The sequence below is a fragment of the Providencia stuartii genome, from assembly GCF_029277985.1.
GTDB lineage: Bacteria > Pseudomonadota > Gammaproteobacteria > Enterobacterales > Enterobacteriaceae > Providencia > Providencia zhejiangensis.
This window is the reverse complement of record NZ_CP119546.1, coordinates 3,931,902-3,947,393: the sequence shown is the minus strand read 5'-3', so window position 1 is coordinate 3,947,393 and position 15,492 is coordinate 3,931,902. Positions and strand designations below refer to the sequence as shown.

The following is a 15,492-nucleotide window of genomic DNA, read 5'->3' as shown; positions in this document are numbered from 1 at the left end:
GAGGTATAGGGGAATACACTTATTTTCTATTGCTTGCGAGTTATCCTATTTAGATAAATTATTTTTTCTAGAGTATAGGGATAGCGATTAAGTCGGTTTAAAATAAGTCGTTTTTTCTCTGGTCGTTATGATGGGTTGAGTATGCGTAATCAGTCATTAATGCTTTTTTTTATTTTTCTTTTTTTATCGGTCACAAAGTCGTTTGCACAAGTACCAACACAAAGTACAGAGAATTGGCAACTGGTGGATACGCCGCCAGCACTGATGCAACTTAAACAAAGTGAGACGATTTTCGCCCCAATTGCAGGCAACATGAAAGCCGTTGCTGAACTTTATCCTGAGCATGGTTTTTATCTGTATAAAGCAATGGGGGATTACCAACCTATACAATTTGGGAATGATTATGCCTATGTTAATACTGAGGCGGTATCCCCATTAAAACCTCGCTTAACCCCTGAAGATGATAGGCTAAATGAGTTAAGTAACCCGATTTATGATTATTTAATTACCACAAAAAATACGCCCGTATACCGTTCGGCAAAACCACATAGCCAGCCAATCGCAACGCTATTTAGCAATCTCCGCTATCCAGTATTAGTTCGTATGATTAAAACAGATAAGCAAGGGGAAAAAGTGGCATGGTTAACGATTCGTTTAGGTGATCGCTTGGGGTATATCAAGTTAGATGATGTGGAGATAGATAAAGGTATTCCTATCTTGACCTATCATCATTTACTGAAAGAAAGTGAAAACAAAAAATTCCAACAGACTTCAACGACGACTTCGGTTGAAGCATTTCAAGAACAAATGAATTATTTGCAGCAAGCGGGTTATCAAACGCTTTCTTTAGCCGATCTTGAAGGATATTTAGATAAATCAGTGAATTTACCCGCTAAATCAGTGGTTTTAACCTTCGATGACGGTTTGAAATCGGTATATCGCTATGCTTATCCCATTTTAAAACACAATCAGCAGCAAGCGACCTTATTTGTGATCTCTTCGCGTATTAAAATGACCCCTCAAAAATGGTCTGCGGACGGGCTGCAATTTATGAGTAAGCAAGAAATAAAAAATTGCCAAGATGTGTTTAATATTCAGTCGCATACTCATTTTTTACATAAGCTCGATAAGCACAAAAGTCCCATTATTTTTAGTCGTCAAGAGCACACTATTTTCTTAGACTTTCAGCGCTCTATGCGAATTTTACAGCAATTTGAGCCTGAACAACGCTATTTAGCATACCCCTTCGGTGGATTTAACCCAATCGCGATGGATGCCGCTAAGTTATCGGGCATACATCTTGCCTTAACCACGATTCAAGGTAAGGTGCGCCTTGGCGATAATCCATTTGCCCTTAAAAGGTTATATGCACTGAAAACAGACCCAATCGAAAAATTTGCACGTATGGTGGGGAATAGTGGAGAGTCGGTGGTTAACGAAAATATTGTTGTTGATAGGTAGAATCGTTATTTAAGCAAGAATATCTTATCGGCCTTCATGTCATCGTTTTATTATTGATAAACAATGGGAAGCATATTTCCATTGTTTATCTTTTTATATCGCAATAGTCGGTTAAGAGTGTGGGTCATCCGCCCGCTTTCCTCGCCCCATTTCTTTTAAAAAGCGCTGCTGATAAATAAACAGCTCTTTAGCTGAAATACAGTGATAATTGATAGAGAACTGTTCAGCGGTACACTGAATAATATCCGCTAAAGCAGGATAGTGGCGGTGATTCCAATTAGGAAACAAGTGATGGGTTAAATGTAAATTAAGCCCACCGAGCCAGTAAGTTAACCAACGAGGGGTAGTATGCCAGTCATAGGTCGTTGAAAAAGTATGGGTGTAAAATCCATGCGGCATATTTCCTTGTTCTGGTGGGGTATAGAAAGTCGCTTTGGCCCAGTGAGTACCTAAAATTAATACCACGAAAATCAGCGATGCTAACATTTGGCTCAAGAAATAAGTGAATAGTAGTAAGCCTAATCCAATCTGTTTATCTGTCAGGAGATAAAAAGGAATGATAATCACGAGAGAGATATGCAGTATTTTGGCGCATAGAAATGTCACAATGCCGCTTTGCCCTTGATGGCGCATATGTGGAGCAACACGCGTGAAGTGGAAGCGATCTAACCAATCAAATACCCAAATTAATGCTGGAAAGGTGAGCGCCGCAACCAATGGCCAATAGAGGTGCTGCGCCTTCATAAAAGGATACCAGCGTTGATAGGGGGTTTGTCGCAATACAAAATTTTCTTCGATATCTAAATCATAATGACGAATGTTGGTATGCGCATGATGAAAAATAATATGGCGTACTCGCCAACATTCGGGATCCAAGCCTAAAGGTATCGTGATCCAAAAATTTAGCCAACGGTTGGCTTTCGCTTGCTTGAAGATTGCATTGTGCGAGGCATCATGGACTAAATTGATCGCTAAGAGCAGCGCAAAGCAGATAAATAGGGGATAAAAAATAAAAAAGAGCCATGCCGCATCACTCCACAGGGCAGTGAGATAGCTACCTAGGCAGCAACCCACTAATACTAGGCTTTTTAGATAAAACCGCCAATCGGCAAAGCGATGGTCATTATGCTGCTGTAGATATCGATTAGCGGCCTGCATGAGTGCTTGGCGGAATGCTTGGTCTTGACGATGCTGGTAGCCGAGTGGTCTTAGGGGTTCAGGATGCATGGTTGACCTGCACTGGCTGACGGCCAATACCCAGTAGCAAAGAGAGGCTATGTAGCCATAGTGCCCCAGTCAATGTTAGCCAAAACAGGGTTTGCCACTGCCAAATAAATAATACGCAAAACAATAAGACGGTCGCGATAGTAAACCAACCCCACAGACCTACTAGGCGGCCATCGGATATTCCTGATAAGGCAATGGTCCCCGCGGCAAGCAGAGTAAACAATAGCATTTGTTGGCCAGTCGTACCTTGATAACCATAACCATATAAATAAACATAACCAATAACGAGAGTAAAAAGTAACAACGTTCCTATGACAAGGAACCACTGATTAACGCGATATAATGGCACTTTTAATGAAACTGTTTGGGGTTTTCGCTTTAAGATCCGCCAAAATGGACGGTTATTATCAATGAATGGGTTCTCTGTTGCTGGCTCGCCTTTGATACCATAGTGGTACTCGCTGTCAGGTAATGCTGAAAATGTCCCAAACCACTTATCCCAAAAGATAAAGCTACCACCAAAGTTACGGTTTGAGTAGTGACCCTCTTTGATGTGGTGAACTCGATGATGGTGTGGCGTAACCATGACTTTCTCCCACCAACCAAGGTGAGGTATTAATGCACTGTGATTAAAAAATTGAATACTATAGTGCAGAATAGAAATGGTAATAAAGATTTCGAGTGGAATACCCAACAAAGCTAACACCATGAAGAATGGGATAGATGTCAATGATGAGTACCACGAATTACGGACTCCCAGAGAGAGATTGAAATGTTCACCTTGATGGTGAACGACATGCACAGCCCATAACAGACGATATTTATGGTGTAAGCGATGTAACCAGTAAAAACCAAAATCCCACGCAAATAGCGTAAAAATCCAAACTAACGCTATAGGCCAGTGTTCAACAACACCTAATGAAAAGTGACTGACAACGAATCCGTAACAAAACAGCTCTAATCCACGAAATAACCACAACATAATATGGCCTGAGTTCAGGTTAAATACCCACTCTTGCCAATTAATTGTTCCTTTTTCTGTTTTTGTGATGATGATTCCTTCAAGTGTCACAACCAATAACATAAAAATAATCGGAAAAGTTAATTCATTCACTTAGCTTTTCTCCATAAACATACGGCTGGTTGTGCAAAACGAACAATATACAGCACACTGATCGCCGTTAAAGCTCCGGTCACAACATCAATAAATAAATGTCGTTTTAGTATTAAAACAGAGGCACAGATAGCGATGGCCCATAATAAATATATTGTGGTACGAATGATTTGCTGTGATGACCATAATGCATTGAGAACAACAAGAGTCAATGAGACATGTAGAGAAGGTAATAAATTTTGCGGGCTATCGATACTCATGAGATGACAAAGCGCATGACCTGCTAATGAAAGGCATTCAATCGGTGGATAACTCATCGTCGTTGGAAAAAATAGATAGATAACGCCTGAAATAAGGGCACATAATTGCATCGCAAACATTAAGCGACGTGCTTGGCTAAGGGAACTACATAGATAACCTAATGGAATAAATACAAAAAAAGAGAGGTATAGCCATATTGCTTCCACGTTGTAAGGAATAGCATTATCGACCCAACTTGGTGCTAATAACGTGGCATTTTCATCAATTTCACCTGTGAATTGATAAATAATACCGACGGTTCCCCAGCCAAGGAGGCAATAAAGCAATCGTAATAGAATGTGTTTGAAATTCATTCAACCTCCTTGCGCCTGATCCGTCTTCGTTTTATGGCAAAAGGTTGTGAAATAGGGTCGACGCGTAGCGTCCAAGTCAGCTGATCAATCGCCACATTTTGCCTAATAAAGTAGTCTTCTAGCGAGCGCTGACATTGTTTGAGTTCAAATGCCTGACACTCTCCCTGTAAATCGAGATGGCAGCCTTGTTGAGTTAAGCGAAAATCAGCAGTGACAGGGAGATGATTAACGATAATGCGAGACACGGGATCAGCAAATAATGTCACGACATTGCCGTGATGGTCAGGTAGCAATAATTGGTCATCACAACGACCTTCGATTCGTTCAATGGCAAGTTGAGGATCACCACAAGGGCAAGGAGTGTTACGTATGACTAAAATATCATCCAGTTGATAGCGAACGATAGGTTGTGTTTTTCGCGTAAAATCGGTGATTATTGGTGAGAATCGCTGTTCATCTAGCCAATGTGGCTCAATATGTAAAAAAGCTTCATTCAGATGCAGGGTTCCCTGTGCACAGGTACAACCTAAAAACCCCTCAGTTGCTTGGTAAATTTCGCCGACATGAGAAAAACATTGCTGTAGAAGCTGCTTATCATGAGGTTGTAGAACCTCGGCAACGGAAATAACGTTTCGTACATTGAGCTTAATCTCTCGGTTGTTAATGGCTTCTGCAATTGCGCATAGCACCTGAGCAGGGGCGACAATAATAGTCGGTTGATCGCTTTCTAATGTTTGTAGCTGTTGGCGGAAATTGGCATAGAGGTCATAAAAGCGCAACGAGATCCAACGGTTATTAACACTTTCATAGAGGTTATTATTTGCCCGTAAAAATAAGGCAATGCGTTCACCGTTGAATAAACCGAGAGGTAGCATTTTGGCTAACATACTACCAGACCAAATATTTTGTTCTTGTGGACTCACGACGAATAAGCCACGACGGCCGGAGGTACCCGATGAGAGGCCAACACTGTATTTACCCATTTTGGGCGAGAAATCACGTGATTTTTCGCTCTGTTGAGCGCAATGAAGCAGCCTCTCACTGGAGAGCTTAGCGGTATTCATACTGTCAAAGTTATCCATCATGATTTGTTTATTCATGATAGGAAATTGTTCAAGCGGCAGGTGTACAAACTGACTAAAATAAGGGCTTTTTACCAACGTCTTGCGTTTAAACGCGTTTAAACGTCGCTGTTGATAGTCCTCAAGTGCCACTCGGTCTGTAAAGTGCAGACGTTTGGCTCGCCAGTAATGCCATAACACGGATAAAATCAAATAAGGTCCCCTTCATGGCATAATTGAATGGGAATATTTTGTTTGTCGAGTTGATGCAGTTTATTAAGTGTCTGATAATAGGCGTGCTTATCATCCATAATGATATGAGCAATCGCCATAGGTCCACGTCGTTCGCGATAATTCGTGGGTGACCAAGCGGCATCACCCGCTAATAAAATCCAGCCTTGTTCAGTGAGTACACATAGCCCAATATGCCCAGGGGCATGCCCCGGTAACGGAACAATGAATAATGTTTTTTGGTCATTGACCGCAAAACCTTTCCCAAGGATCTGCAATTCAGGTGGAAGTTCGACAGCCTCCAGCCCTTCATAAAAACGTGCTCTTTGCTCGAAATCTTCTGGGATCAGCCCACGAACAAAAGCGCCTTTTAATGCTGCAAAACCAGTGAGGTGTCGTGTTTTTTGCCACCCTTCACCGGAACAAATAATTGGAATTCCAGGGAAGTCACGTAGCCCAGCAATATGGTCACCATGAAAATGCGACAAGATAAGGCCATTCACATCATTTGGTGTGATCCCTGCATCTGCAAGTTGGTTAATGAGGGCATCTTTACTCTCAAAATAGACTGGTGTGACGGTGCGGTAAAACCGCATGATCCCTGTACGAGTATGGTCATAAAAGTGATTCGCATAGCCCGTATCAAACAGCCATCGCTGATCATTACCCTCAATTAACCACGCTCTGGCAGGAAATTTACATGCTTTAACACTTGCCCCTTTTAATGCCACACAGCCAGGGTGAGTACAATATCCTACCTCAAACTGATTGATAGTTAACATAATTTATCCTGCTGCCGTAGCCATTGGGCTGTTAGGTGAATACCTTCCGTCATATTAATAGGCGGATAATAGCCGAGTTCTTGCTGGGCTTTTTGATTATCTAACGTCATGGTGAAATAAGCAGCTCCCAGACTGTAGCGGGTTAATAGCGGCTCTTTGCCGGTAAGGTGCGCGATACCTTCAAGTACTGTTGCCAGTGTCAATAACACCGGATAAGGGGCTGAGCATATTTGGCAGTCTAATGTTAACTCATCAAAGAGTTGTTCTAACGTTTGCCTCAGTGGCTGAGGTTGTTGGTTAGTAATATTATATGTTGCCCCACTGATAAGGTTATCTCTGGTAGTGGCTAGCATCATACTGTGAACAACGTTACCAACATAAGTCAGATCGAATGCATGTTTACCACCCTCTGGCAGCACTAATTTGCCTTTTCTCGCTTTAATTTGAGCGAATAAACGAGGCAATAACACACGATCATAGGGGCCAAACAAACCGCGAGGGCGCAATATGGTGTAGCGTGTGAGGGGGTAATATGCAACGCTTCGTGCAATCGCGGTTTCGGCTAAATATTTGGTTCGCGCATAGTGGTTGGCAAAACGTATATTAGTCTGTGTCTCCGCAATATCACGCTGGTGGCTGAAATTGAAGTAAATCGCGGGGGTGGAGATATGAATAAAGCGCGGAATGTGTAGCTCACCCGCGGTATCTGCAAGCATTTGGGTTGCTCGATAATTGATCTCGACAAACTCATGGTATTTCCCCCAAGGGGATGAGAGTGCAGCACAATGCCAAATAGCGTCGCAGCCATCCATCAACCTTTTGGCGTTTTCAATGGAAAGATGGGCAAGGTCGATTGGCAAAAACTGGACACCTTGCTGGCTAAGCTGTTGGCCAATTTCTTTATTTCGACCACAAGCAACCACTTGATGACCCTGTTGCAGTAAGCTATCGACCGCATTTCTACCCAGTCCACTCGTTGCTCCTGTCACTAATATTTTCATGGGATCAGCACCATGGCACAAAAAGCGAGCCCCGCAGCAGTCCCTATTAACATGACATTTTTTTGCTCATAAAATCGGCCACTTTCAATTGCTTCATGTAATGCGGAAGGAATTGAGGCAGCGACTTGGTTGCCACGAAAACGGTAAATATCAATTAACTGTTCCGGTTTGACACCTAAGCGTTGCCGCATATGCTCTAAAGACAGATGGCTTGCTTGATGAGGGATGACGGTGCCAATGTGATTAATCGGCAAATGCGCATCTGTTAAAACGCGTTGCATAAAACGTTCGACCAAGGATGAGGCCATTCGAAACAGTTTTTTACCTTGCATATGAAATAAAAAATCCGTATCGGTCATGCCTGCACGTGGATTTCGACGTGTGCCTCCAGCGCGTATTTCACACAGCTCGATACCTTCAGTGTGTGTTTCATGATGATAAGTGATGATGCCACTTGTTCCATCGCCTTTTTCAACAATGACGCAGGCAGCGCCATCACCAAAAATTAATGCGGATTCATTATCGTGCCAATCGATCCCACGAGAAGCCAGATCCGCGGAAACGATGGCAATGCGTTGATATTGACTGGTAGAAAGGAAACCCGCGGCTACTTGCAGCGCGGTGATAAAGCTGACACAACTGGCATTAATATCAAAACAGGCGATACCTTGCTTCAGTCGTGATTGCGCAAGAATGTGTGCGGCCGTACAAGGAAGAGCTTGAACGGAAATAGCTGAGGCAGAAATCAGCATGTCAATGCTTTGCGCTGGAATTTGTTTGGCTTCAAGGGCATGGTGGAGCGAATCGGCAGCTAATTGTGCTTGAGAATCTTCATTATTTGCATGAAAGCGATAATCAATACCCGAGTATTTTTTCACATAGCCGCTCGGCTTATTGAGTCTCACATCTAACTCTTGTGAGTCTATTTTATTTTTAGGAAGTGCAATGCCCGATGCGATAATTTTTATCGGGGTCACGAGAGGGTTAGTAAGCATGTGAAGCTTATCCATATAAATAAATTATTAGGATTATAGATATCAGAATTTCTACTCATTATATATAGGATTAAAGAGCGTTATTTGGGATTGGCATGGCGATTAAAATGATGCAGTGTTTCTTTTAGCAATGCCCTGATTATATCTTGCCAAGAGGCAGGTAAGGATGATGACCAGACGACATCGATATCCCAAGTGGCTGACGCAATGTTTTCAATGGGGATGAAAGTCACATCGTGACGACTAATATGTCTAGCACTATAGGGAACTAAGCTGACGCCAGCACCCGCGCCAACGAGAGCAATGATTGTTTGAATATCACTCGCTTCTTGGGCTGGAATCAATGATATTTTTTGTTGTTCTAAAAACTGTTCAATTTGCTGAGAGAGCCCGCTGCCTCGTTCCTTCCTAAGTGATAAATAAGGATGGGTCATTAAGAGTTGTTTAATCGATTGATGAGTTAATTGGGATGTGGAAATGGCCAGTGACAGTGTTTCTTTTTTTAACGGATAAACCGCAAAATGTGTAGAGAATGGGGTTTCAGGACGACGCAAAAAAGCAACTTGTAATTGATGGTTGGCTAATTTTTGCGACATAATATTTGACGGCATATCATCAAAGTAAATGGTGGTTTTTGGTAAATGTTCCCGTAAGCGAGCCACGAAAAATGAAGCCTCTTGGAAGACGGAAATACCAAACCCAACATAGATAGATTTAGGAAATTGAGAACTTAATTCAGAAGCTCGATTTAAAAGTTGATTCGTTTGAGACAGCACTTGCTGAGCGAAAGGAAGCAGTTTGTGACCATTTTCCGTTAATTGTGCACCGTGACGACCACGTTCGAATAATGTTATAGCAAGTTGCCGTTCTAATTGTTTAATCTGTTTGGTCAATGCTGGCTGAGTGACATACAGTTGTGATGCTGCCGTATGGTAGTTCGCTGTTTCGGCTAAAACAACAAAAGCACGTAATAATCGAGTATCCATTACGCCTCATCGGTAAATTTATCAGTTATGTTGGCTTGTAGAGACAATATATTATGTCTCTACAAGTATATTATTCATTAAAAAAGATGCGCCACTGTTATTTTGAAATTGCGACTGGCTTATCAGCAAATCTTACGCTGCGTGCATCTCGTTCATAACCCATGGTTTTAGTAAGAATGCCATACAGTTCAGGGCGTCGACCTGACATCCAGCGGCGGCCTGTCGACATAGGAAGTAAACTTAAATCCAGTTCGGCGATAACCATATCATTTTCAATTGCATCACTTTCTTTAATAATACGTCCATAAGGGTCTATGATCATGGCATTACCAGTGCGTATCTCATCATCATCTAGCCCAACACCGTTACTGAAAACATAAAAGACACCATTATCATGCGCACGAGCTGGTAGCCAACGCATTAACCAGCCGCGTCCATGTTCACCTTGGAAAGCATCTCGTAAGGCTTCTGGGGCTATCTCTCTATTTTCCCATAAAGACAGTGGGATTGGTTTCATGCTATATGGACTGCGGGAATTGGTACCTCCCGTTTGATGAGGCGCTAAAATAATATCTGCGCCCAATAATGCAGTCGCACGCGGGTTTTCGACTAAATTATTATCCCAACAAATGAGGATACCTGCTTTTACCCCCCATGGCGTATCAAACACGGTATAGCTATCACCCGAGTGGATGCTAGGGTGCTCAAAAGCATGGAGTTTGCGATGAGCATGATATGTGCCATCGGGCATACAAGCGACCCAAGTATTATAACACTTATCATCTAACCCTTTTTCAATCAGCCCTACGCCAATAATCATATTGAGCTCTTTCGCTCTTTGGCGGATTGGGGTTAATGAAGGGCTATCATGTAGCGTTTCACTGAGTTGATAAACCTCTTCACTAGGCAATTTAGGTACGTGCCAATAACCGGTAATGCACATTTCAGGTAACACGAGTATTTGTACGTTCTGTGATGCGGCTTGATCGATAAAGGCATGGATCTGCTTTAGATTATCGTTTTTGTCAGAAGCTTTATGTTGAAATTGTACAGTGGCTACTCGAATGGGTGTCGACATAGTGTATCTCCTCTCTTACGGTAAAGAGATAACACCACATAATTGCACAGAGATATAATGAGATATTATCCTTTTTGATAACCAATCGTTATCGATCTAAATCAGATAATCACTTTGCTTCTGCTGAGGGCTAGCCAATAAAGGCATAATATTATGCTTCTCCAATATTAGACTGAAATGAACAGATCACGCTAAAAAACAAAAAAGCGTTATTGATAACCCAAATTAATCTTTGATCAATCATTCAAAAATGCTGTTTATGTTAATAACATGTTACCCTTCATATAAACATTAAATAAGCTTATTAAATCTATGCATATTCTCCCGATTAAATTTTGAGTTTTGGGGCATACTCTCTTATGAGATTTGTCCTAGTTTTTGATTTTTATAGGTCTATTTTTGATTGTTTCAAAGTGATTCCTCTGTTTTTAGCCTATTCGCCACTCTCATTTGAAATATTTACTATCATTTGGTTACATTTTGTAAAGAATGTAATTCATTGAATGTAAAGAGTTATTTCTATTCATAAAAAGACTGATTATGAGTGCTAGCCATTGATTAATCTAATTTATGATAAATTTCCATCTTTAAAACTAGTTAGACCCTATTTAACTGCGTAAAACTAAGGAAAAATTAAGATTAGCGTGATTTATCATATTCTGTACTCTTTAACCGAGTATGACTTTGGTGCTAAATTCATGCTTGATAAAAGCAGATAAAATAAATAAACCACTGTCAGTGGTAAAATAGTTAGAATATAAAAAAATGAGACTTAAATGAATTTATTTGGCTATATTTTATATTTCCTCTTATATATCAACGATGAAATACCATATTAAATATAGTTGGTGTTATTTTTTATTTATAATGATCCTAGCTTCTATTTATATAGTTATACAACCAACAGTAGTAAAATGAATTAATGATAAATATCAAAACGTTAAGGTTGTTTCTTTATTTTTTTTAAAAAAAGGTCGACCAAAATGTTATAAGAATATTTACTTTAAGTGGCCTGTATTTTTTAATAGATATTCTTGATAGGTTTCGTCTAATTTTATTAATCGTATCGATCGTTATAAACAGTTTTACTTTCAAAGTGTCAAATCTATAATTAAGTCAAATTCATATATTGCATATTTAACTACTTTTTCTTAATGTGAATTACTTAAATAATAATAATTAAAAAATATTGTTTATGACGTTATCTTTTTCACTACGATAATTTTAAATGAGATCGGGTCTTAATAAATGAAAAATGTAAACCAGATCGTTGGTAAAGAAATCCGCAAAAGAAGAAAGAGTTTAGGCCTTTCTGGCATTGAATTTGCGGATCTTGTTGGCGTGAGTCAGCAACAAATTTCACGTTATGAAAGAGGTGAATGCAATATTACATTGGATAATCTACTTAATTTAGCAAAAGCGCTTGAAACAGATTTAATATGCTTTTTACATGATGATATTTTTTCGATAGAAAGTTGTGTGGAGCTAAAAAAAGAACTAAAAAAAGAACAAAAAAACAGAATTATAAAACATAGAATGGCTAATCATTACTTATAGCCTTTACATTATTATTCAGTTGTCTCTCTAAACTATAACAGAATTAATCTCTACCTAATGATCAATATCGTTAGGGAGTTTGTACGTCAGTCGTCTTTCTTAAATAGGAAAATAATATGAAATTATCTAAAATTGCTTTAGCTACCATTATTGCGGCATCATTCACTACAGGTATTGCAAATGCAGCTGTTGACCAAGGTAGTGGTGTTATTAACTTTAAAGGTAAAGTTATTAATGCTCCATGTACTCTGCCTGGTGACGGTACTGTTAACGTCGACTTAGGTCAAGTTGCAAATAAAGTTTTAGAAACAGGTAACAAATACAGCCAAAATGTTCAATATACTATTGCATTAGAAAACTGTGATTTGGGTGAAGTTAAAGGCGAAAATGGAGAAGCTTCATTCCCAGCGGTAAGCAAAGTTAAAGTGACTTTCTCAGGTACGCCTGACTCAACGAAAACTGAACTGTTAGCAAACACGGGTACTTCTAAAGGTGTTGGTGTTCGTCTGTTGAACGCTGATGGTGCAGTGATGAAACTAGGTGATACTAGTATTGAAATTCCACTGGTTGAAGGTCCAAACAAACTGACTTTCAGCGCACGTGTTGAAGCGAACGGTAGTAAAGTAGAAACAGGTAGTATCATTTCTCAAGCAACTTACGCTTTAAACTACCTATAATTTAACTCGCTATATTTCAAGTTATCTCATTATTGATGTGTATATCGCTACTTGAGTATATCGTTATTTATATTTCTACAGGTAGTTTTCATTACCATCTAAATGAAACTAGAACTATTTGAGTATATGTAAGTAACAGGTCTTTTTTTGCCTGTTACTTACCTTTCTTGGTTTGATTTGTTTACCTATATGACAGGGATTATCATGTCTTTATTGCCTCAATTCAAAGTAAATAAATTATTATTCTCCATTGTTTTAGCACTTTCCGTCTCAAGCGTAGCTAAAGCAGTCGAGTTTAATATGAATATTATTGATGCAAAAGACAGAGATAATATCGATCTCACTCAATTCTCAAATCCAGACTTTATACCTGCGGGAGAATATTTAACAGATATTACCCTTAATGGTCGTAAACTCTCTGGACAATATTTAATTAAATTCACTGAAGTTGATAAAGATACTTCAGCACTCTGTATTACGCCTAAAATGATTCAGCTTTTTTCATTGAAAAAGAAAGTCAGCGATGAAATTTTACAGCATGAAAATAATCAGTGTGTTGAATTACCTAAATCAATGGATATTAATTATCATTTTGATAAAGCTAACCAAAATATTTTATTTTCAATACCACAAGCATGGCTGGAATATGATGACCCTTATTGGGTTCCACCATCACAATGGGAAAATGGAATTACTGGTGCATTTATTGATTACAATCTTTTTGCCAATTATTCAGCACCTAAAAATAATAGTGAAACCTTTAGCGCTAGCAGTAACGGAACCGCGGGGGTGAATTTGGGGGCATGGCGTTTTCGTGCAGATTATCAATACCAATATAACCGTTCACAAGGTAAAACCAATGAACGGTTCGATTGGACACAGATTTATGCATTTAGAGCTTTCCCCGAATTAGGCGCTAAAATTTTATTGGGTGAGTCATACCTAAAAACGGATATATTCGATAGTTTCCGTTTTATTGGTGTATCACTCTTTAGTGATACTCGTATGCTACCGCCTTCGATGCGTGGTTATGCTCCACAAATTACAGGGATCGCTCAAACGAACGCGACCGTCATTATTTCTCAAAATGGGCGGGTGATTAAGCAAACCCGGGTTGCACCAGGACCTTTTAATATTCAGGATATCACTGAGGCGGTGCAAGGTACCTTAGATGTTACGGTGGAAGAGGAAAATGGAACTAAAACCCAATACCAAGTAACAGCCGCATCATTACCATTTTTGACGCGACAAGGTCAGTTTTTATATAAATTCTCTGCTGGGGAGTCGAGCCCATTTGGACATTCACAGCGTGTTGAGCCTCGATTTATCTCTGGAGAAATGTCTTACGGCGTTTTAAGTAATACTTCATTATTTGGTGGTTTGATCGCAACAATCAGCAATAACGATTACCAAGCGTTTAACTTAGGTATTGGTCAAAATATGAATCAATTTGGTGCGATTTCTTTTGATATCACTCGCACATACGCAAGATTAGATCATTTTGGCACCTATTCAGGAAACAGTTATCGCTTAAATTACTCGAAACGTTTTGAATCAACGAATTCGCAAGTCACCTTTGCGGGTTATAAATTCTCGGAAAAAGAATTTTTGACCATGCCGCAATATATTGATGCAGCGAACGGCATACTTGATTTTAGGCGGGATAAAAACGTATATACCGCATCGTTTAACCAATACATTAGTCCGTTGGATGTCACGCTATATTTTAATGCGTCTCACCATCAATTTTGGAATAGCGAATCGACCACATCCTTTGGGATGAGTGTGAGCAAATTATTTAATATTGGTGATATAAGAAATATTTCTGCCACATTCTCACTGAATAAAATCAAATATCAGGAAACAGATGATAACCAAGCTTATTTATCGTTTTCAATTCCATTAGAAAGTGGTGCTTCTGTTAGCTATGACATGCAATATGCGAATGGAGGCAAAAGCTTAAATCAATCAGTCGCGTATTACAGTGAGAATATAAATAACAATTACTGGAGCTTACGTGCTGGCGGTGATAAGCGTGAACTTGGTCGCATGGAGCCGAGTATTAGTGGTACTTATCAATATTCTTCACCTTATGGTGTGCTGAATATGAATGGTACAGATAATGTCAATTCATACCGTGCATTGGGTGGAAGCTGGTATGGTTCGATGACAGCGACTAAATATGGCGCTGCATTGCACCGTAATGGCACAAATAATGAACCACGAGTCATGATTGATAGCGGTAATGTTGCGGGTATTTCTATCGATAACGGTCAATCAGTTACCAACCGATTTGGTATCGGTGTTGCCACAAATTTAAATAGTTTCTCTAACTCTGATGTGTATATCGATATGAACACGTTACCTGATGATGTTGATGTGAATGACAACATTATTGGTAAAACCTTAACTGAAGGTGCAATTGGTTATCAAGCTATTAGCGCTAATCAAGGTAAACGTATTTTGGCGGTTGTTCGTTTAGAAAATGGGAAATTCCCGCCATTAGGAACCAGCGTGATTGAAATAAACACAGGTAGAGAAGTTGGCATTATCGGAGATAACGGCATCGTATATTTAACGGGTATTAATCCAGAAGAGCAATATAGCGTCAAATGGTCAGGCGGAAATGCGCAGTGCCAATTGAATTTCACGAGTTTCTCTGAAAAAGAACAAAGTAAAGTTTTGATTCCCTGCCTTTAAAGGAAAGT

At 39.8% G+C, this 15,492-nt stretch carries 13 protein-coding genes; 4 read left to right on the top strand and 9 right to left on the bottom strand.

The features are described from left to right. Nucleotides 1-141: 141 nt before the first annotated feature. A complete protein-coding gene (locus P2E05_RS17880; RefSeq protein WP_154622740.1) occupies nt 142-1,461 on the top strand; it encodes a polysaccharide deacetylase family protein in 1,320 nt (439 codons plus the stop codon). 111 nt (nt 1,462-1,572) lie between these two features. Here the strand turns inward: P2E05_RS17880 and P2E05_RS17875 are convergent, their stop codons facing one another. From P2E05_RS17875 to P2E05_RS17835, 9 genes are all read right to left on the bottom strand, one after another. Continuing rightward, complete coding sequence (locus P2E05_RS17875; protein WP_154622741.1) at nt 1,573-2,688, bottom strand: fatty acid desaturase family protein; 1,116 nt, start codon at nt 2,686-2,688, stop codon at nt 1,573-1,575. Continuing rightward, nucleotides 2,678-3,802 carry a sterol desaturase family protein gene (locus tag P2E05_RS17870; RefSeq protein WP_272657230.1) on the bottom strand — a complete coding sequence of 375 codons (1,125 nt, stop codon included), beginning with the start codon at nt 3,800-3,802 and terminating at the stop codon, nt 2,678-2,680. Before P2E05_RS17870 ends, P2E05_RS17875 begins: the two co-directional genes overlap by 11 nt. After that, entirely contained in the window at nt 3,799-4,416 is a 618-nt protein-coding gene (locus P2E05_RS21785; RefSeq protein ID WP_154622742.1) for a phosphatase PAP2 family protein, read from the bottom strand. Before P2E05_RS21785 ends, P2E05_RS17870 begins: the two co-directional genes overlap by 4 nt. Then, nucleotides 4,413-5,690 carry a F390 synthetase-related protein gene (locus tag P2E05_RS17860; protein ID WP_272657231.1) on the bottom strand — a complete coding sequence of 426 codons (1,278 nt, stop codon included), beginning with the start codon at nt 5,688-5,690 and terminating at the stop codon, nt 4,413-4,415. Before P2E05_RS17860 ends, P2E05_RS21785 begins: the two co-directional genes overlap by 4 nt. Further along, nucleotides 5,687-6,490: an MBL fold metallo-hydrolase gene (locus P2E05_RS17855; protein ID WP_272657232.1), complete on the bottom strand. Its 804-nt coding sequence runs from the start codon at nt 6,488-6,490 to the stop codon at nt 5,687-5,689. Before P2E05_RS17855 ends, P2E05_RS17860 begins: the two co-directional genes overlap by 4 nt. Further along, complete coding sequence (locus P2E05_RS17850; RefSeq protein ID WP_272657233.1) at nt 6,484-7,491, bottom strand: NAD-dependent epimerase/dehydratase family protein; 1,008 nt, start codon at nt 7,489-7,491, stop codon at nt 6,484-6,486. Before P2E05_RS17850 ends, P2E05_RS17855 begins: the two co-directional genes overlap by 7 nt. After that, on the bottom strand, nt 7,488-8,486 hold the full coding sequence (locus P2E05_RS17845) for a 3-oxoacyl-[acyl-carrier-protein] synthase III C-terminal domain-containing protein (RefSeq protein ID WP_154622746.1): 999 nt from the start codon (nt 8,484-8,486) through the stop codon (nt 7,488-7,490). Before P2E05_RS17845 ends, P2E05_RS17850 begins: the two co-directional genes overlap by 4 nt. An 80-nt stretch (nt 8,487-8,566) precedes the next feature. Next, nucleotides 8,567-9,472, bottom strand: coding sequence for a LysR family transcriptional regulator (locus P2E05_RS17840; RefSeq protein WP_154622747.1), 906 nt, complete (start codon nt 9,470-9,472; stop codon nt 8,567-8,569). A 97-nt stretch (nt 9,473-9,569) separates the two neighbouring features. Next, nucleotides 9,570-10,550 (bottom strand): nitrilase family protein, encoded by a 981-nt coding sequence (locus P2E05_RS17835; protein ID WP_154622748.1) that lies wholly within the window; start codon nt 10,548-10,550, stop codon nt 9,570-9,572. A 1,248-nt stretch (nt 10,551-11,798) separates the two neighbouring features. Here P2E05_RS17835 and P2E05_RS17830 point away from each other — a divergent pair. The 3 genes from P2E05_RS17830 to P2E05_RS17820 all read left to right on the top strand — a co-directional run bounded on the left by P2E05_RS17830 (nt 11,799) and on the right by P2E05_RS17820 (nt 15,484). Continuing rightward, nucleotides 11,799-12,107: a helix-turn-helix domain-containing protein gene (locus P2E05_RS17830; RefSeq protein ID WP_276122934.1), complete on the top strand. Its 309-nt coding sequence runs from the start codon at nt 11,799-11,801 to the stop codon at nt 12,105-12,107. A 116-nt stretch (nt 12,108-12,223) separates the two neighbouring features. Further along, nucleotides 12,224-12,784 (top strand): fimbrial protein, encoded by a 561-nt coding sequence (locus P2E05_RS17825; protein WP_154622063.1) that lies wholly within the window; start codon nt 12,224-12,226, stop codon nt 12,782-12,784. Nucleotides 12,785-12,988: 204 nt separating this feature from the next. Further along, nucleotides 12,989-15,484 (top strand): fimbria/pilus outer membrane usher protein, encoded by a 2,496-nt coding sequence (locus tag P2E05_RS17820; RefSeq protein WP_272578298.1) that lies wholly within the window; start codon nt 12,989-12,991, stop codon nt 15,482-15,484. Nucleotides 15,485-15,492 lie beyond the last annotated feature (8 nt).

What these genes read in the sequence shown, in the direction of transcription:
- P2E05_RS17880 (WP_154622740.1), top strand. Translation starts at nt 142, where the DNA reads ATGCGTAATCAGTCATTAATGCTTTTTTTTATTTTTCTTTTTTTATCG.
- P2E05_RS17875 (WP_154622741.1), bottom strand. Translation starts at nt 2,688, where the DNA reads ATGCATCCTGAACCCCTAAGACCACTCGGCTACCAGCATCGTCAAGAC.
- P2E05_RS21785 (WP_154622742.1), bottom strand. Translation starts at nt 4,416, where the DNA reads ATGAATTTCAAACACATTCTATTACGATTGCTTTATTGCCTCCTTGGC.
- P2E05_RS17855 (WP_272657232.1), bottom strand. Translation starts at nt 6,490, where the DNA reads ATGTTAACTATCAATCAGTTTGAGGTAGGATATTGTACTCACCCTGGC.
- P2E05_RS17850 (WP_272657233.1), bottom strand. Translation starts at nt 7,491, where the DNA reads ATGAAAATATTAGTGACAGGAGCAACGAGTGGACTGGGTAGAAATGCG.
- P2E05_RS17845 (WP_154622746.1), bottom strand. Translation starts at nt 8,486, where the DNA reads ATGCTTACTAACCCTCTCGTGACCCCGATAAAAATTATCGCATCGGGC.
- P2E05_RS17840 (WP_154622747.1), bottom strand. Translation starts at nt 9,472, where the DNA reads ATGGATACTCGATTATTACGTGCTTTTGTTGTTTTAGCCGAAACAGCG.
- P2E05_RS17835 (WP_154622748.1), bottom strand. Translation starts at nt 10,550, where the DNA reads ATGTCGACACCCATTCGAGTAGCCACTGTACAATTTCAACATAAAGCT.
- P2E05_RS17830 (WP_276122934.1), top strand. Translation starts at nt 11,799, where the DNA reads ATGAAAAATGTAAACCAGATCGTTGGTAAAGAAATCCGCAAAAGAAGA.
- P2E05_RS17825 (WP_154622063.1), top strand. Translation starts at nt 12,224, where the DNA reads ATGAAATTATCTAAAATTGCTTTAGCTACCATTATTGCGGCATCATTC.
- P2E05_RS17820 (WP_272578298.1), top strand. Translation starts at nt 12,989, where the DNA reads ATGTCTTTATTGCCTCAATTCAAAGTAAATAAATTATTATTCTCCATT.